General features: G+C 57.6%; 15 protein-coding genes, 1 tRNA gene and 2 pseudogenes. 12 read left to right on the forward strand and 6 right to left on the reverse strand.

What is annotated here, in order from left to right; all coding sequences use genetic code 11:
• The first annotated feature begins 5 nt into the window (after nt 1-5).
• The 4 genes from OIK44_RS03510 (at nt 6) to OIK44_RS03525 (ending at nt 2,175) form a co-directional block, all read left to right on the forward strand.
• Complete coding sequence (locus OIK44_RS03510; RefSeq protein WP_273669290.1) at nt 6-794, forward strand: class I SAM-dependent methyltransferase; 789 nt, start codon at nt 6-8, stop codon at nt 792-794.
• Nucleotides 787-1,224, forward strand: coding sequence for a ribonuclease HI (rnhA, locus tag OIK44_RS03515; RefSeq protein ID WP_273669292.1), 438 nt, complete (start codon nt 787-789; stop codon nt 1,222-1,224). The genes OIK44_RS03510 and rnhA overlap by 8 nt, the downstream gene beginning before the upstream one ends.
• 70 nt (nt 1,225-1,294) lie before the next feature.
• Complete coding sequence (gene dnaQ / locus OIK44_RS03520) at nt 1,295-2,005, forward strand: DNA polymerase III subunit epsilon (RefSeq protein WP_273669293.1); 711 nt, start codon at nt 1,295-1,297, stop codon at nt 2,003-2,005.
• Between the two features lie 95 nt (nt 2,006-2,100).
• A tRNA-Val gene (locus OIK44_RS03525) sits at nt 2,101-2,175 on the forward strand.
• 20 nt (nt 2,176-2,195) lie between these two features.
• On the opposite strand, the gene OIK44_RS03530 is transcribed toward OIK44_RS03525, so the two are convergent.
• The gene (locus tag OIK44_RS03530; protein ID WP_273669294.1) at nt 2,196-2,519 is read right to left on the reverse strand and encodes a tyrosine-type recombinase/integrase; all 324 of its coding nucleotides are present in this window, start codon (nt 2,517-2,519) and stop codon (nt 2,196-2,198) included.
• A gap of 67 nt (nt 2,520-2,586) precedes the next feature.
• Between OIK44_RS03530 and OIK44_RS03535 the strand changes: the two are divergent.
• From OIK44_RS03535 to OIK44_RS03545, 3 genes and pseudogenes are all read left to right on the forward strand, one after another.
• Nucleotides 2,587-3,876 (forward strand): annotated as a pseudogene (locus tag OIK44_RS03535) (IS256 family transposase).
• A gap of 132 nt (nt 3,877-4,008) precedes the next feature.
• Nucleotides 4,009-4,215: a tyrosine-type recombinase/integrase gene (locus OIK44_RS03540; protein WP_273669782.1), complete on the forward strand. Its 207-nt coding sequence runs from the start codon at nt 4,009-4,011 to the stop codon at nt 4,213-4,215.
• Between the two features lie 129 nt (nt 4,216-4,344).
• Entirely contained in the window at nt 4,345-5,376 is a 1,032-nt protein-coding gene (locus OIK44_RS03545; protein WP_273669295.1) for a hypothetical protein, read from the forward strand.
• Nucleotides 5,377-5,649: 273 nt separating this feature from the next.
• On the opposite strand, the gene OIK44_RS03550 is transcribed toward OIK44_RS03545, so the two are convergent.
• Complete coding sequence (locus tag OIK44_RS03550; protein WP_273669296.1) at nt 5,650-8,349, reverse strand: ATP-dependent DNA helicase; 2,700 nt, start codon at nt 8,347-8,349, stop codon at nt 5,650-5,652.
• 219 nt (nt 8,350-8,568) lie between these two features.
• The gene (locus OIK44_RS03555; protein ID WP_273669298.1) at nt 8,569-9,087 is read right to left on the reverse strand and encodes a hypothetical protein; all 519 of its coding nucleotides are present in this window, start codon (nt 9,085-9,087) and stop codon (nt 8,569-8,571) included.
• Between the two features lie 61 nt (nt 9,088-9,148).
• Between OIK44_RS03555 and OIK44_RS03560 the strand changes: the two are divergent.
• Together OIK44_RS03560 and OIK44_RS03565 are read left to right on the forward strand one after the other, a co-directional pair.
• A pseudogene (locus OIK44_RS03560) lies at nt 9,149-9,529 on the forward strand (transposase); the annotation flags it as partial.
• Nucleotides 9,530-9,814: 285 nt separating this feature from the next.
• On the forward strand, nt 9,815-11,449 hold the full coding sequence (locus OIK44_RS03565; protein ID WP_273669299.1) for a hypothetical protein: 1,635 nt from the start codon (nt 9,815-9,817) through the stop codon (nt 11,447-11,449).
• Nucleotides 11,450-11,552: 103 nt separating this feature from the next.
• Here OIK44_RS03565 and OIK44_RS03570 read toward each other — a convergent pair whose 3' ends face one another.
• A complete protein-coding gene (locus OIK44_RS03570) occupies nt 11,553-12,098 on the reverse strand; it encodes a DUF2939 domain-containing protein (protein ID WP_273669300.1) in 546 nt (181 codons plus the stop codon).
• Nucleotides 12,099-12,517: 419 nt separating this feature from the next.
• On the opposite strand from OIK44_RS03570, the gene OIK44_RS03575 reads away from it, so the two are divergent.
• Nucleotides 12,518-13,177 carry a glycoside hydrolase family 19 protein gene (locus OIK44_RS03575; RefSeq protein ID WP_273669301.1) on the forward strand — a complete coding sequence of 220 codons (660 nt, stop codon included), beginning with the start codon at nt 12,518-12,520 and terminating at the stop codon, nt 13,175-13,177.
• Nucleotides 13,178-13,320: 143 nt separating this feature from the next.
• Entirely contained in the window at nt 13,321-14,061 is a 741-nt protein-coding gene (locus tag OIK44_RS03580; RefSeq protein ID WP_420213811.1) for an SDR family oxidoreductase, read from the forward strand.
• 35 nt (nt 14,062-14,096) lie between these two features.
• On the opposite strand, the gene OIK44_RS03585 is transcribed toward OIK44_RS03580, so the two are convergent.
• Together OIK44_RS03585 and OIK44_RS03590 are read right to left on the reverse strand one after the other, a co-directional pair.
• Complete coding sequence (locus OIK44_RS03585) at nt 14,097-15,635, reverse strand: CYTH and CHAD domain-containing protein (protein WP_273669303.1); 1,539 nt, start codon at nt 15,633-15,635, stop codon at nt 14,097-14,099.
• A gap of 79 nt (nt 15,636-15,714) precedes the next feature.
• Nucleotides 15,715-16,215 carry an MgtC/SapB family protein gene (locus OIK44_RS03590; RefSeq protein WP_273669304.1) on the reverse strand — a complete coding sequence of 167 codons (501 nt, stop codon included), beginning with the start codon at nt 16,213-16,215 and terminating at the stop codon, nt 15,715-15,717.
• Between the two features lie 484 nt (nt 16,216-16,699).
• Between OIK44_RS03590 and OIK44_RS03595 the strand changes: the two genes are divergently transcribed.
• Entirely contained in the window at nt 16,700-17,494 is a 795-nt protein-coding gene (locus OIK44_RS03595; protein WP_273669305.1) for a TorF family putative porin, read from the forward strand.
• The last annotated feature ends 20 nt before the right edge of the window (nt 17,495-17,514 follow it).

Below are 17,514 nucleotides of genomic sequence, written 5' to 3' on the forward strand. Positions count from 1 at the left end.
TGGGCATGGACAGTGCGACATCCGAGAAATCCATTATAGCGCTTGACGGCTGGCTACAAACGCCGGCCGGCGTCTACGTGCGGGCGTGGGAGCAGGCGCGGCTCGACGAGTTGACGGCCGACATCTTCGGCTACAACGCCGTGCAGATCGGCATGCCGCAACTGGACGCGCTGGCGGCGAACCGCATGCCGAACCAGTGGTTGGCCGACACGCGCATGGCCACCCCGGCCCAGGCCGTGCTGCCGGCCGACGGCCGCGCCCGCGTAGTGCTGAATTTCGACGAACTGCCGTTCGCCTCGCAAAGCCTGGACCTGGTGGTGCTGCCGCATGTGTTAGAGTTCGCCGCCGAGCCGCACCAGGTGCTGCGCGAAGTCGAGCGCGTCCTCATTCCCGAGGGCCGGCTGATCATCTGCGGCTTCAATCCGGCCAGCCTGTGGGGCTTGCGCCAGGCGGCCGGCCGGCTGACCGGTTCGCACTACCTGCCGCGGGCGGGCGAATTCATCTCTATGCCGCGCATGAAAGACTGGTTAAAATTATTGAACCTGGGCGTCAGCCAGAGCCATTTCGGCTGCTATGCGCCGGCTTGCAGGACTGAAAAGTGGCTGCACCGCTACGCTTTCATGGACCAGGCGGGGGCGCGCTGGTGGCCCTATCTGGGCGCCGTGTATATTGTGCAGGCGATCAAGCGCGTCAAAGGGATGCGCCTGATCGGTCCGGCATGGACCAAACAACCGGCAACGGCCGCCGCGGGCGTGCCGGTCACTAACAAGAGGCGGGAACATCAAGATGGATAAAGTGGAAATTTACGCCGACGGCGCCTGCAAGGGCAACCCCGGCACCGGCGGCTGGGGCGCGCTGATGGTGGCCGACGGCGCCGAAAAAGAGCTGTTCGGCGGCGAGCTGAACACGACCAACAACCGCATGGAATTGCTGGCCGTGATAGAGGCGCTGAACGCCCTCAAGCGCCCCTGCGACGTGGTGCTCTACACCGACAGCCAGTACGTGCAAAAAGGCATCAGCGAGTGGATACACGGCTGGAAGGCGCGCGGCTGGAAGACGGCCGCCAAGGCGCCCGTGAAGAACGTCGACCTGTGGCAGGCGCTCGACGCGGCCCAGGCCGTGCACCAGGTCGAATGGCGCTGGGTGCGCGGCCACTCCGGCCACGCCGGCAACGAGCGCGCCGACCAGCTGGCCAACCGCGGCGTCGACACCGTGCGCCGCTGACACCTGGCCCGCCGCCGCGCTTTGCTATACTGCGCGGCTGGCTTACCGATACACCCTCATTGACATTCCCATGCGCCAAATCGTAGTAGATACCGAAACCACCGGCCTGAATCCCCGCACGGGCGACCGCATCCTTGAAATCGGCTGCGTCGAGCTGCACAACCGCATGTTGACCGGCAATAACTACCACCGCTACATCAACCCCGAGCGCGACTCCGACGAGGGCGCGTTGAACGTCCACGGCCTGACCACCGAATTCCTCAGCGACAAGCCGAAGTTCGCCGACATCGTCGAAGAATTGCGCGAGTACATAGCCGGCGCCGAAGTCATCATCCACAACGCGCCGTTCGACCTGGGCTTCCTGAACGCGGAATTCAAGCGCCTGAACCTGCCCAGCTTCAGCGAGCACATCGGCAACGTCATCGACACCCTGGTGCAGGCCAAGGAAATGCATCCGGGCAAGCGCAACTCGCTGGACGCGCTGTGCGACCGCTACGGCGTGTCGAACTCGCACCGCAAGTTGCACGGCGCGCTGCTCGACGCCGAGCTGCTGGCCGACGTCTACCTGTCGATGACGCGCGGGCAGAACAGCCTGAGCATGGAGGAAGAGGTGGCCGTCAGCGCGGACGGCGAGGCGCTCGACAACGTGCCGCTGGCCGACATCATCTTCCAGCCGGCCTCGGCGGACGAGCTGGCCGAGCACGAAGCGACGCTGGCCGGTCTGGACAAGGCCGTCAAGGGCGCCTGCATCTGGCGCGCGCTGACGGCGCCCGCCGGCTAAACGCGGGGCGGACGCGGCGAAACGCCTGCCAACGCAGGATTTTTTGCCAGTTCCTTGCAAAATGTTTTGAGGGATGTCATAATTCGCCCCGCTTCGGGAGGTTAGCTCAGGGGTAGAGCACTGCATTCACACTGCAGGGGTCGCAAGTTCGAAACTTGCACTTCCCACCAAGAATACCTAGTGAAATCAATCACTTACATGCAAAGCCGACATTTAAAAAGGTCGGCTTTTTTGTTGAGTGTAATTTTTCAGTGTAATTTACTTTGTGACGACAAGCAGCGATAGCATTGTTCAATGCTTCCCGCTGCGCGTCCACCTGCAAGTGCGCGTAGCGCTGAGTCGTCTGTATATTCGCATGACCCAGGATCTGACTGATCGTGTAAAGATCAACCCTGAGCCCCAACATGATGCTTGCGCATGAGTGCCGCAGGTCGTGGAAATTCACATGCGGCATGCCTGCCTTCACGAGCGCACGACGCCAAGCAGACTTCAGCCCATCGACACAGACCGCCAACGGAAAGTGTGCGAGTCAAAGTCGAAGGCCGAAGATGATCGGAATTACACGCGCTCGCAAAGTCTTCATGTGGTTCGAAGGCATTTTGAACGGCTCGCGGGTGTCTAGCAGACTTGTGGCGATTCAGAGGCAGAGGGCGCTGTACCCGTTTCCGGTTGAACTGATTGAGCAGTTGCTGGCCCAGGTCGAGAACAAGGACGCCGAGTCGATCCTTGGCGGGTCCGGCTTGGCTGGGTAGTTAAAGAAGATGCTGGCCGAGCGCATGCTGACGGCGGAGTTGCGCCACCATTTGGCGAGCGAGGATCAGGCTGGCAAGAACCACCGCAACGGCAGCAGCCCCAAGAAGGTGTTGATGCCGGGCGGCGAGTTGCAACTGGACGTGCCGCGCGACCGTCTGTCGAGCTTCGAGCCCAAGCGGGTGGGCAAGCACTAGCGCCGCATGCCGGGCTTTGACGACCACGTCATCGGCATGTACGCGCGCGGCATCACAGTACGCGAAGTTCAGGCCCATTTGCTGGAGATCTACGGCACGCAGGTATCGCCGGACCTCATTTCCACCATCACCGATGAAGTCCTCGACGAGGTCATGCAGTGGCAGCAACGGCCGCTGGAGGCGATGTACCCCATCGTCTATTTCGACGCGCTGCGGCTCAAAATCCGGGACGAGGGCAGCGTCAAGAACAAGGCCGTGTACCTGGCGCTGGGCATCCGCGCCGATGGACGCAAGGAGGTTCTGGGTTTGTGGATTGAGCAAACCGAGGGCGCCAAGTTCTGGCTGAAGGTTTTTAACGAGCTCAAAAATCGGGGCCTTGATGACGTCTTGATCGCCGTCGTCGACGGCCTGCGCGGCTTCCCCGAGGCCATCGAGGCGGTCTATCCGCAGGCGCAGATCCAGACCTGCATTGTGCATCTGATCCGCGACTCCACCACGCTGGCGTCCTGGAAGGATCGCAAAGAGCTGGCGGCATGCCTGAAGCCCGTCTACCAAGCCGCCAACGCGGATCTGGCGGCTGCGGTGCTCTATGAGTTTGAGGAGGGGCCATGAGGCGCCAAATTTCCGACCGTGGCAGCCATGTGGCGGCGCCAATGGCAGCAGGTGATTCCCTTCTTCGCGTCCCCTCCGGAAGTGAGGACGATCATCTACACCACAAATGCCATTGAGAGCCTGCATATGCGCCTTCGGAAGATCGTCAAGAATCGGGGGCACTTCCCCAGCGACGACGCGGCCAGCAAGCTGCTCTACCTGGCCTTGCGTAATATCGAAAAAGATTGGAAGATGCCGCAGCGGACGTGGAAGCAAGCGGCCAACCAGTTCGCCATCATGTTCGGCGAGCGCTTCACGAACGCGATTAACTAACTAAGTTTGACCCCGCCACACAAAATTCCTGACAGGTCCCGCGCGATGTTCCGCTGACAAGGCGCGCAGTCCAAGTGATTGAAGCCCTGCCTCGCCATCAAGACGGTCCGGCCTTTCCAACTGGCAAATGCCGTGAAGAAGGCCTTTGAGCGTGCAGTAAAACGCGCTAATCTCGGAGATCTTCATTTCCACGATCTCCGCCATGAGGGCACAAGCCGTCTAGCCGAAAAGCTCGACAACGTACTAGAGTTGTCCGCCGTTACGGGGCATAAAACGCTGTCAATGCTGAAACGCTACTATCATCCTCGTGCGCGCGATCTCGCAAGGAAGCTCGACTGACCTAGCCAAAGGTGTGCATGGCCAAAAATACGTAGTGCAAGCGATTGATGTAAAATAATTTCCTTGTGGAATTATATTGATGCTTAGACTTTACGCAATGGTGATGGATGCGAAGCGGAAAATACTGCCATGGCTGTTGATGTCCCACGACATGAAGGAGTAGTGATAAATATGAAAAGGAAGTTTGTTACAGAATATGGAATTGGTTATCAAAACAGCTTCACTGGCACTATTACAGCTCATCAGTTGCTCCGAGGCGGCGAGATGGATGCGGCGATTGAAGATAAAATTTCAAAATGCCATATCTACGCAATTGCTGCTAGGCCATTACCATACTTTAATTCAGAATCTTTAGTTCATAAGGACGATGTCTTGTCCGGGGAAATATGTTATCGAATCGATGGCGCGGAGCATTGCGTGCACTTTGATCAATATCGTTGGGAATTAGAAGACGATGCGATAAAAATTGATTGTAAGTACCCCTATCGGGAGATCCGCAGCTTGAATGTGGCGGGTAAAGAGGTTACATATCTACCGGCAAGCTACTTGGCAAGTGCTTTGATGAATCATGGACTAATTGAGGCCAATGATTTAGCTAATTGCGAGGTATTGTATATCGGCCAGGCTCTTGGCGTGCAAGGAAACAGGTCCGCCCTCGAACGATTGAAAAGCCATTCAACTTTTCAAAAAATCCTTGCTTTGACAAATCATGATTGCCCTGATAAAGAGATTATGATATTTATGTATCAGTTTGATCATGAGCAAATGCTTACGTCAATAGATGGCAGAGCGAAGGATGCTGATGACAGTGATGAAAATGAAAATCGTCTGATGAATGCAATGAGAAATCCGCCGGATAAAAAACAAAAAATTGGGATGATCGAAGCTGCGCTAATTCGCTATTTTCAACCACCATATAACGAAATATTTAAAATTAAATTTCCATCTGTTAAGCATAAAATTTTAAAATCTTGTTACGCCCTGGATATAACATCATTAGTTGTGGAGTTGGATTCGACGGACTTGAATTGTTCGCTTTATTCTCAAAGTATGCCATCAAAAAGATATCATATAGCAAAGGTTGATCTGGTGGCTATGCAGGATAGACACTCTTTCTTTTCTTTAACCGGGTTTCCAAATATTCCAGGTGTTATAAGGTAAGCCCGCCACGCTTTTGCTCTTGGGTTCCTAGCCTCCATAGCACCTAGCCGAGCAACACGAGGTTCATTTAGGTTGGTGAGTGGATTGCCTCGTCGCTGGCCGGGACGACCGGCCAAAGCGCTCCTCCAGGTAACCACGCTGGGTGGGAGTGGCCCTAAACAGGCCATCCTTGCTCCCTTGCCTGACGGCATCGCTCCTCGGACTCGAATCGCTCCCATAGGCAACGCACCGAGCAGGGTGTGGCCAATATACCTCGTCCATCATTACAGTCCTTTAGCTAACTGGCGTAAGGCTGCGACGCGTAGCAAGGATATTTACGTCTTTAGAGCTGCTGTCGCGGCGTAGACGCTTCAGGACGTTTTGCTGTGTTTCCGGCGTCCAGAACACCCGGAGCCGTTCACGAGCTCGTGTCACAGCGGTATAGAAAATGCTGTGTGTAACGTCGTCTTCGTTTGCGTCCGTAATTACGATTTTTACTGCATCAAATTCCAGGCCTTGTGCTTTGTGAATGGACACGGCGTAAGCAACTTGGAAAGGGACGGTAGTATTCAATGAGTCGTCATCAGCATCGTCATCCATCGTGGTCTCATAGACAGAAAATCGCACTGTTGAACCACCCATCCATTCTAGGTCATCACCATCTACATCGAATTCACTGAGCGGACGATCTAGTTCGACGTCAAATTGAATCCTTCCCCGATCTCGCTCAATTCCGACAATGCGACCTTTGAGGTTATTGTAGATGACAGGACGAAATCTTTCGCTTTCGTTAAACAAAACAGGGTCGTTTATTTTATATGTCGCGACGCGCCAATGGAAGGCGGTTGCAGGATTGCTGCTTTGCAAAAAGCGATTGATGTTGTTAATCCCGTATAAACCGTCGTAATTAAGGCAAAGAATAATTTCGTCCTGCTCCTGAGCTTCGAATAATGAGTTATCAAGAACTGTTGAATAGCCGTTTCTAGCCATGATTTCGGTGATGTCGTCACTGATAGCTCGAACGGAGCTCCAGAATTTCAAAAGAGAGCTATTTTTCGTTCGATAAGGCGTTGTTAGTTCAAACACCGATGTCTTGGGGATAAATGAACGAATTATTTCAAACCAATTGCCAAATTGAATAGATTCAATCTGATAGACGTCTCCCACCAAAACCAATAGTTTGAAAGTTGTTCTCTCTAGAACTTTGATTAGGTCTGAGTTGCTAACAGTGCTGCACTCATCAATAACGAGTAAGTCATATTCTTGTGTGGATAGTCTCCGGCTGATTTGGCTATTAATCGTCCTGAATTCTGAGTTCTGCGCCTTAATTTTTCGTTTTAAATTATCTATTGCCGGGTTTGTGTGAGCAAGAAATAGCTTCTGCTTATCATTAAAGTAATGTGCTATATGCTCCACTATGGTTGATTTCCCTGTGCCCGCCGCACCATAAACCAGAGCTACGCGGGAATTGCTAAACAACTGCTTAAGTGCAACAACTTTTGCAGGGTCGTCAATTGCCACAGACGCCTCGTTAAGCCAACGCTCCACTGCGTGGGTGTACCCATCGATTTTTAACTTGGCATACTTTTGGAGATTTTCGATAATCGATACTGTTTCGTTCTCATAACCACATATGAAAACGTTTTTTTTATCGAGTACAAGACGGCGCTCGGTATGTTTATGGTAAAGTGCATTGTTATAGGTGGTAATTAAACTTGATACCTCTCCAAACTCCTCAAGTTCGGCTGCTGGCGTATAGAGTATTCCATGGTGCTCAATATTGTTTTTCACACGTCGAGCGAGGAGTTCATGCTTCCGTCCAGTGATATCGATGCTCTCAGCGAGATCCCAAAAACGGGGATTATGACCTGGCAAAGAGGTACACAAGGGCATGTTGTCAAACGGGATACAACTAAAGGGTAGGCGTAAACCCGAAAGAAGTTTACATGCTTCGGATGAATATGCTAGTTTTAACGTCTGGTTATGCATTCTTACAGCGAGATACCTAAGCACGTTTTGGCCTGGGGAGCTGCGTTGAACCAGTCTTCGTACTTCGTCAAAGATAGGGAAAAGCAGCAGCTTAGTAACGTTGCCTTTCGTGCCTGCTTCTCTTAATGGTGCATACCTATAGTCGGGCATTTCGATTAAGTCGACCAAGCCTTCAGCGCTGTTTGTTAGCCAGCGCATCAAAAACTGATACTCTATAGAGTTAGTTCGGGCGGGAATTTGCATGCCTAATAGACGAGCGTAATTATCAAATTCGCACGGTCGTATGGAAATTTCCCAATGTCGAATTATAGTAATCGGCATTTCTTGTTCCAACACTTCAATCGACCCTCTTTGGAGTGTCAACATTGCTGAGTACTTATCCGTCATGTCAATCAGGGTAAAAGCAATAATGCGATCAAACTTACTTACTTTATTGATAGCGCGACAAAACGTGACCTCGTAATAAATTTGTCCACGCACAAAGAACGGTCGAGTTTTTTGAATGTAATACCTGTCCCTATCTAAATTGTCTAACGGAGTGGAACGTGCAGATTCGATTTTTTCCGCGATCTTCTCATGATACTCGCGCAAAGATGGATCTAGATCTATGGGGAATGATTCAAGGTTTTCTAAGCTTGAAATGCTAAAATTCAATAATAAGCCACGAATTCGATGAAGATATTCATAGTATTTCAGCATTAATCTTTCAGAGGCGTCGCCGTCTAACGTATAGTGTGACGCAATTTTCTGAAGTAGTTTGTGAAACTTCCCGAGGAAGCTATACTTCGCCTTGCCTTTGATAAAATCAAGGGCAGGTTGTATAGCCTCATAGGTAAATTCCGCTTCGGAAGAACTCTTATGGAGAAAGACTGCAGTTCCCTCAACTAGGTTACGGAGCTGAGAAAGAACGTTTTGTGATAGTAACGCCCGCTGATCCACCAGTGATTCTATATTTTGACATATAGCGTTGTTCGCATTTTCGATTTGTTTGGCAATCGTAATCATCTGTTCCGACACCTTTCTGTTGGATCATTTTTCCATCATTGGGAGCTGTTGAGTACATGAGCGTTAGTCGCTCCATAGCTAGCAGGAATTGTTCCTTCAAGGATAGCATGTTGCCAACATGGAAAATGCGCAGAATTTCACGCAGTTGGATGTCCGGGAGTTGGAGCTTGGTGCTGAAGTGGGGAGTGCTGTGCGCTTGCTGGACATCCCCATAAACTTTCACTTTTCGGGGCTTATTTTGCCCGGATATTCCATGGTTGGCCGGACGTGGCCGCTTGCCACCTCAAGTAGCCTTCCCTGGGCGTCGGGCAGCGCATGATGCGGTGGCCAGGCTGCCGAATACACCAGGACCTCTCCGAGCCTGTAGGCTGAGTGCCGAAAGATCTTATGATCCACCAGCTGGTGCGTGCCGACATTGGGCGGCAAGTCGCCGGCGAAAGCGATCAGCAGCAGTTGCCAGTCAATGAGATAGTCATACAGGATGGCCGCTGGCTCGGGCAGCGCATCAAACCAGCCACGTAAGCGGCTGACCAGCTCAATGGACGTACAGGCCGCGCGAGGTATTTTTCCCAGCAGTGGAATGACCTCAGCTCGCACGAATTCGCTTGTGTCATCGTGCCTGTAGTCGATGCGCTCGGCGTAGAAGTCACTTACGCCTACGGCCGCTATCCCAATGCTGATAAGGTCGGGATTTGAGCGCGCCAGGGTAGTGAACTCGGTATCAAGGAAGATCAGCATTGAGGTAGCCTGACATTTTCGGACACTTCCATTTGATAAACTTGTCAAAGGGAGTGAAAACATGAAATCAACTACATACACGCCGGAGTTCCGGGCCGAGGAGGTCAAACTGGTACTGGTGCAGGGTTTGACGCTGGAAGAAGCGGCGCAGCGTATCGCGATGCCCAAAGGGACCTTGGCCAACTGGGTGAGCGCTGCTAAGCGCGGCATAGACCCCAAGGCACCGCCAGGTAGCCGCAGCGTCGCTGAACTGGAAGCTGAAGTGGCCAAGCTTCGTAAAGAACTGGCTGTCGAACGAATGGAAAAGGACGTGTTAAAAAAAGGCCACCGCGTACTTTGCGAGGGAGTCGCTGCCCGGTACGCGTTCATGAAATCGGTGCGACTCGAATACCCCCTTGATTTGTTGTGCCGCGTCTTCGACGTGTCGCGCAGCGGCTTTTACCTCTGCGCTTGTCGTCTAGTTGTTTGGTTTCGTGCGATTTATTACGAGCACATGGTTCGTTGCAGCGTCTGTAAGCCGGAAGAGGTCGCCCATGCTCTGCGGCTGACGGCAGCGCCGGTAAGAGTAAGTCAATTCTTGCTGACGATGCCTGTTGGGGGCAGGGAGGTCATCATATTTCTTGTCTTGCGCTCACTGAAGTTGCTCAAAAGAACATTATTAATAAAAAAAGAAGGTTATAATTAAGGTACACAACAACGTATATTCGTTCAGCAAGGTACTGTGACCATGACCTCCATATCGTCAATCCCCGCCTGGAATCCCATATCGGCCCGTTCATCTGCGGCTGTAACGAACAAGGTTGAAGCGCCCGCATCCCAAGCGGCGATGCCTTCGACCATTGTCAATCTTACTCCGGAGAGCATGGCGGCGTCCCGGCGCGGCCTGCAGGGAGCGGCGGGTGCGACGGCGGCGCCGCTGCTTTGGGAAAGCAAATCGCAGGATACGGTCAGCGCCCTGATGGGAAGGAATTTTGCCTCGTCCTCGCTGGCGGGACGCTTCAGCGGACTGGGCGCGGCGTTGCTCAAGCAATTTCAAAGCGACGGCAGGGGTGTGTCGCAAACGGTGCATCTGGCGCCGCCGGGAGCGCAGCCGACGCCGTACGACGCGGTTGGCGCAACGGCATCGGCACCGGCGCTGCACGGCGTTGGCGACAACAAGGTCACCCTGAGCATCACCACCAAGAGCGGCACGCAAGTCCAGGTGGCCTTGGATAGTCAGGACGACGGCTTGGCCGTCCAAATGACCAGTAGCGGCGAACTCAGCGACGTCGAACTCCGCGCGCTGGGCGGTCTTTCGGCGGCATTCCAGGAGGCCATCGACGGCATGGCGCAGGAGCCGCCGCAGCTCAAGTTGAAGGGCTTGACGCAATTCGATTCCTCGGTGCTGGCGTCGGTGGATCTGCGCGCCGCGGTGAAATCGACAAGCGAGCCGGAACGCACGCAAACGCTGACCTTCCACGCCGACGGCGCGCAAAGAAAGCTCAGCTTTAGCGGGGTGTCCGGCACGGCGGCAGTGAGTGTCGATATGAGCAAGCTTGCCGGCGTGGGCAGTGCGCAGCAGCAGGCCAAGGCCATGGATAGCTATCTGAAGCAATTTGACCAGGCTGCTTCGCGCGGCAAGGGCGATGCGGCGCTGATGTCTATGTTCAAGGATGCGTTTGTCGGGATGAATAGCAACTACGGTGCCGTGGCCCAGCCGTCCGGCGGCGGAGTCCAGTCTGGCAAATGGGAGTTGGCGGTCGAGGACCGCGCCGTCCTGACCGGCCTGGCGGACTTCAGTGCCTCGGTCACGCAGGCCGCGAAGTCGAGCAACCCAATGCGGCCGTCGGAGCAGGATAGCTTCTCCTATCAGGTGTCGCAGAGCACGAGCATCACGGGCCATAGCGAGGACGACCGTTCGATTTCGCAGCAACAAAAGTCCGAGTTGAGCGCCAGCTTCCACATGCCGATTACGCCGGGCGCCCAGTTGCGGCTGGACGGCACGCTGCAATCGCAGAATTACGACTATCATCAGATCAACGACTCAGCCAGCAGCGCCGTGGATTTGGCCTATGAAAAAGGGCGGCTGGTCAAGGCGACGCTCAATCAGTCGGCCAGCCAGTCCACCCACATCATGCGTTACGAGTTGGGCAAGCTGGTTTCCGACACGGTCACGCCCGGCCAGCAATCGCTGCAGCGCGATCTGGTGGCGGCATTGACTAGCTATCAGCGCGGCACCGCCAGTCAGACCCGCGATGAAAGAATCGAGCAGCGCAAGCAGATGCTGTCGGGGGTGAACGAGCAGATCTTCCTGCGGGCCTATCCCGATCCGCAGAGCGGCGTGTGGTCAATCGATAAGGCCCGCGCCGGCGCCATGCAGTAATTTTTGCTGGCAAGGCCGGCAAAATGCCAGGCCTATCACTTACAACTTCAATGGCGCGCGGGCCAGATTTTGGCCCCGCCGTGCCTTGAGCGCGTCTCCGCTGTTATCGCGCCGACAGCGCTCTCGCAGGCAACTCGATGGCGACGAGCTTCCAATGCCACAGACCTTCGCGGCGTAGCGTGAACGTGCCTTCGTTCTTGGTACCGTTTGCCGGATGAATGCTGACTTTGTTCAAACCCGTGTAGCTGACCGTGTAAGCCGGCTTTGCTTCGCCGTCGGACGCGTCGCCTTTGATGGCGGGCTCGGCCTCGGCCTCTTTGGCGCCGGAGCGCATCAACGCCACCACGCCGGCGGGGGAGAGCATGGAATCGACCATCGGCCCCAGTACTGTCATGCCGAATGCTTGCCCCATTACCGAGAGGGGATTTTCTTTCATTTCCGGCGTATTCATGTTGTCCGACATGGCGGCCATGAGTTGCCCTTTGATGTTCTCGCGCAAAGCGGGGAAGTCAACGTGTTCCGACAGTGCATCGGCGTCGTGCGCGACGATGGCCGTCTTTATTTGGTGTAGCGCGAAATACGGCGACGCATACGCCAGTCCGCCGACGGCGACCAATACGGCAAGTCCGCCTGTGATGAGTTTTTTCAATTGCTGTCCTGTTGAAGAAATGTGTGGGGTAAATGGCTTGCCGCCATCTTAGCAATATTTTTATTGGAACCTATGGAATTCCGCAGTCTTGTATGGGCGGCGCGCGCGGCCATCCCGCACTTGACGGCCGTCAGGTAATCTCAGAATTGCACGCGATTCCCGCCCGCGCGCCATGTGGGCAAGTGCATTAATTGCCGTCAACGCCAGCATGCAGACCATCAAGTATGACATCACCTTGCCGTGACCCGCAGTCCGGACAATTCGGCGGAATATCACGCGTCTGGCAGATAAAACCGCTGCAACCACCCAGCCTCGAAGCGGGTCTTATCGTCTAGGCCCCGCAGCGTACATGGGGCCGGGGTATTTTGCTTTACTGGAGCATTTCCGGACATGGGATGTTTCACGAGGAGGGTGAAAAAATGAACGCGATCACGAAGGAGCAGCTATCCACGATGTTGACCATGCGGCATGCGGATGCGCATGCCGCAGTCTGGGTGGACCCACTGAACGACGCCATGCGTGTTTGCTCGGTTTCGACGGCGATACGGCAGGCGGCGTTTTTGGCGCAGGTGTTGCTGGAGTCGGGGGAATTCCAGCAGTTGCAGGAATTGCTCAATTATTCGCCGCAGCGCCTGCGTCAGGTGTGGCCGCGGCGCTTCGCCGATGACGCCACCGCCATTGCTTATAGCCACAACCCGGAAAAGCTGGCCAATAAGGTTTATGCGAATCGCATGGGCAACGGCAACGAGGCCAGCGGCGACGGTTGGGCCTTCCGTGGCCGTGGCTTGATTCAGTTGACGGGGCGCAGCAATTATGCGAGCTTTTCCCAATCCACCGGCATCGACGCCCTTGCCAATCCGGACCTGTTGCAGCAGCCGGCCGGCGCGGCGCTGTCGGGCGCCTGGTTTTGGCAGTCGAAAGGCTTGAACGAACTGGCTGACAAGAGCGCCAGCGCGGACGCCAACGCGATCTTTACGGAGTTGACCAGGCGCATCAACGGCGGCACCAATGGCCTGGAGCAGCGCAAGGCGTATTGGGTGCGGGCGCGGCAGGCCCTGGGCGTCGCCGGGGTGCATTGAGCGGCCGCCCCGGCGCGCCTCGTCGGATAGCGCCAGGACCCGCCTCTTTCGCTGTCGTGCGGCGCCGGGCCGCTGCCATTAAAATAGACGCGTTGCCGGTTGTCGGCGCAAGCGATGCACAGTGAAAAGGCAGGGACATGAGTATGGATAAGGCAATCATTACCGGACATAGCCGGGGTTTGGGTGAGGCGCTTGCGGAAACCTTGCTGCGGCGCGGTTTCAGCGTGCTGGCGATCGCGCGCAGCGGCAATGCGGCGCTGGCCGGCCGCCACGCCGGATTGCGCGAAGTGACGCTGGACCTCGCGGACACGGCGGCACTGGCGCGTTGGCTGGCCGACGGCGAACTGGCGCGTTTTGCGCAAGGCGCGTCGCGCATCGTGTTGCTGAACAATGCCGGACAGCTGGGCCCCGTCGGCGCGCCGGGGCAGCAGGGCGCGCAGGCCATCGCCCGGGCGCTCGCCATCAACGTGGCCGCCCCCATCATGTTGTCCGACGCCTTCGTTGCCGCGACCCAGGGCTGCGCCGACCGGCGCATCGCCCATGTGTCGAGCGGCGCGGGACGCAACGCCTATCCCGGCTGGAGCATCTATGGCGCCGGCAAGGCGGCGCTCGACCTGCATGCGCGGGCGGTGCAGCTTGATGCCGTGGCGGGGCTGAGCATCGCCAGCATCGCGCCCGGCGTGATCGACACGGGGATGCAGGCTGAGATTCGCGGCGCCAGCGTCGCCGCTTTCCCGCAGCGCGCCCGCTTCGAGGCATTGAAGGCAAATAATGAATTGGCCAGTCCCGCCGATGCCGGGCGTAGTTTTGTCGACTACTTGCTGTCCGATCATTTCGGCAGGGCGGCGTGCACGGATCTGCGCCATCCGCCGGCAGGGCAATAGCAAACCGGGGCGGCGTGGTGTATCGCCGCCCTCATTTAGCGCGGCTGGCCGGGCGGCGCCAGCACCCGCAGCGCGCGCCAGCATTTGCGCAGCCCGCGCCGGTCCAGGGCCAGGCGCGCCAGCAGATAGCCGCGCGCATACCCCAGCGCGGCGATGTCGGCGGCGTCCTGCGCAGCCAGTTGCTGCAGCAGCTCGTTGGCGACGGCCAAGTCGTTGCGCCAGCCCAGTTCGTCCTGCATGGCGGCCACGGCGGCGAGGTAGGAGTCGACGCGTTTTTCCTTGTGCAGTGGCGCAAAAAATTGCGCGGCATAGTGGCAGGATTTGACGGCGCCGCGCAGCCGGTGCAAGGCGCGCGGACCGGCGCCGCGCAGCGTGCCGCCGCGTTTCAGCGCGCGCCGGTGCAGGCGGGCGATGCTGGCGTCGGCGAATGGCCGCAGCGGCAAGTCGAGGCGGCGCGCGGATGCCGCCGCCAAGCCGAGGCGCCAGCCCGCGCCCGTCAGCCAGGCGCCCAGGCTCAGCATGAGTCCCGTGTAGCGCGCGGACTGCAGCGCCTGCGCGGCTTGCGCATGGCGCTGTTGCCGTTGCGTTTGCAGCAGCGCGCGCACGCGTGCCAGTTGCGCCGCGCCGTCGGGGGCGGCCGCCAGCGCTTCCAGGGTCGAGGCCGCCAGCACGTCCCAGTCGCGCGCCTCGCCGAGCACGCCGCTTAGCCAGGCGATGTCGTCGCGCAGCGCCGCCGGGCAAGGCGCCACCGCGGCGAACAATGCCAGGGCGCTGCGCAGGCGGCGCACACCGACGCGCATCTGGTGCACGTATTCCGTGTCATCGCCCCGTATCGCGCCGGCCTGGTTGGCTTCGATGTGGACCAGGCAGTTGCCGAGGATGGCCCGCAAACCCTCCTCGACGCTGGCGCGGCGCCCCAGTTGCAGCGCCTGCGCCCTGGCCGGCGCGGCGACGGCCGGCACGCACAGGGCGTAGCCGCGTTCGGCTTTGTTGCTGTGTTCCAGGCGCAGCGGCATGCGTTCGAGCAGGCGCAGCGCGAGCTCGAAGAGCCGCTCGGGCGGCCCCGATTTCAGCTCCAGTTCGATTTCGCAGATGGGCAAGGCCACGCCGTTGCGTTCTATGCTGCCTTCGTCGAGCACCAGTTCGATCGCCGCGCCGTCGACGTCGAGGTTCCAGGTGTCGCGTTGCACATGCACCGTGAACAGCGCCTGCAAATTGCCCTGCAGCTCAGGCGCGGCCAGCGCGGCGGCCCACGGCGAGCCGGGCTCCAGCAACTGCCGCAAGCCGGCCAGGTCTGGTTCGGCGCCCTTGACGGGGCCTTCCCACTCGTGGCGCTGGTGCAGGCCGGCAAGGACGCCGCCGCCGGCCTTCATGGTTTGCGTCCACTGTCCCGCGCTTTTGCGCACGCGCAGGCCGGCGCGGTGGCGCAACAGGTGGAAGTCCGGGGTGTCGAAATAGATCGACAGCATCTGCTCGCGCTGCGGCGGGCCAAGGGCGCTGCGTTTGAGCAGCGGATGCCGCCGCAGTTTCGCCCTGTCGGCCGGGTCGAGCAAAAGTTTGAGTTCGATTTCCACGCTGTTTCCTTGATTGTGGCGCCTGCCTGTGCCGCCGCTTGATGCGGCGCGTGTCACTGCCGACAGTATGCGCGCCTCTTCATTCGTCGTTTTTAGCTATGTCATCACGCTCTTCATTGCTCTTGCTGAGCCATTTTTTGTGCAGGATTCTTTCCAGCGGCCGGCCGATCAGAAACAGCAGCAGCACCATGCCCATGGCAATGGCGGCGATTTGCCAGGTGCCGATGCCGCAGACGATGCCGAGCGCGGCGGTGACCCAGATCGAGGCCGCCGTCGTCAGGCCGCGCACGTGTTCGGTGTTGCGGTCATGCACAATCACGCCGGCGCCCAGGAAACCGATGCCGGTGATGACGCCCTGGATGGCGCGGCTGACGGCGTCCGTGCTGTAGCCGCCGCGCCAGGTGACAAAATCCATGCTCGCCAGCGTCGCCAGGCAGGCGCCCAGCGCCACCAGGCCCATGGTTTTCATGCCCGTCGGCTTGCCGTGCAGGTTGCGGTCTAGCCCGACGATGCAGCCGATCAGCACGGCGGCGAACAGGCGGAAGACGATTTCGCTGTAGTTGATTGCGGCGCCGTTCATGCCTGCGCCTGGTGTTGCGGGGTGCGCCGGACGCGGCGGCACGTGCTTGCTTCGAACATGACGGTTTTCCTTGAGAATGGGGTGGCCGGATCGGTGGGACGCCGCCGGGCCGCTTTCCATATTGTAGCGCCGGATGGCCGCCGGCTTGCAATATCGGAAAGAGTGGCCGGGCGTCGGCGCGCCGCGGCGGCGTTGTTAACCCGGCGAATCGGCGTCAAATACCGAATATTCCTACTATTTGTAGGAATTTTCCGTAACCAATATTGACTTTTCCTCACATTCTCGCCTACCATCAATTTTGATAACATTGCTTTATGGCATCTACCATAGCCATGCAGTGATCGGAACAGTATGTAGCACGGCCTCGACCCCGCCGGCAGTTCGCAGTTTGCAAGTTAGATCTGAAGATAGCTTTCGCCGCCAGGCGCCAGGACAGCATAGAACTGTCTGCTTATGTTCAGACCATCATCAAAGGGGACGAAACGTGCATCAATTTGCCAAGCAGTTTATGACGCCGCTGTGCCTGAGCCTGTGCGGCTTCGCCGCGCAGGCTCAGGATGCCGCAGACAAGGCCGCGGAAGCGGCCGCGCCGCTGACGGCCAACGTCAGCGTGGTGTCGCAGTACATTTCCCGTGGATTTCGCCAAAGCTGGGGCAAGCCGGCGCTGCAGGGCGGCGTCGACTATGCCCATCCGAGCGGCTTTTCGCTTGGCACCTGGCTGTCCACGGTCAGCGACCGCTACCTGGAAAACGCCACGGTGGAATGGGATGTGTACGGCGGCTACGCCGGCACGCTCGACAATGTCGGCTACAACGCCACCTTGTATTACTACAAGTATCCGGGCGCCGCATACGGCCCCACGGCGATCAAATATGACTATGGCGAACTGTCCGCCGGCCTCAGCTACAAAATTCTTTACGCCAAATACAACTACACGGTGAGCAAGGATTTCTTCGGCATCCAGGGCGCGCGCGGCACCGGCTATCTGGACATCGGCGCCAATGTCGACCTGGGAGCGGGCTATACGCTGAACCTGCATGCCGGCAACGGCCGCGTGGCCGGCGCCGGCAATGCCATATGGAATTGGCGGGATGTCAAAGTCGGCGTCGCCAAGGTGTTCGACGGCGGCTGGACCGTTGCCGCCGCCTACACCAAGGCGAAAGGCGCCAGTAACGCCTATGACGCCTACACGCTGGGCATTCCGAATGCGTCCGGCGCGCTCGACATCTCCAATCCGGCGGCCGCCACCGTGGTTTTCTCCCTGACGAAAACCTTCTGAGATCGAGGCGGCAGGACAGC

The organism is Janthinobacterium fluminis (genome assembly GCF_028595325.1).
Lineage (GTDB): Bacteria > Pseudomonadota > Gammaproteobacteria > Burkholderiales > Burkholderiaceae_D > Janthinobacterium > Janthinobacterium fluminis.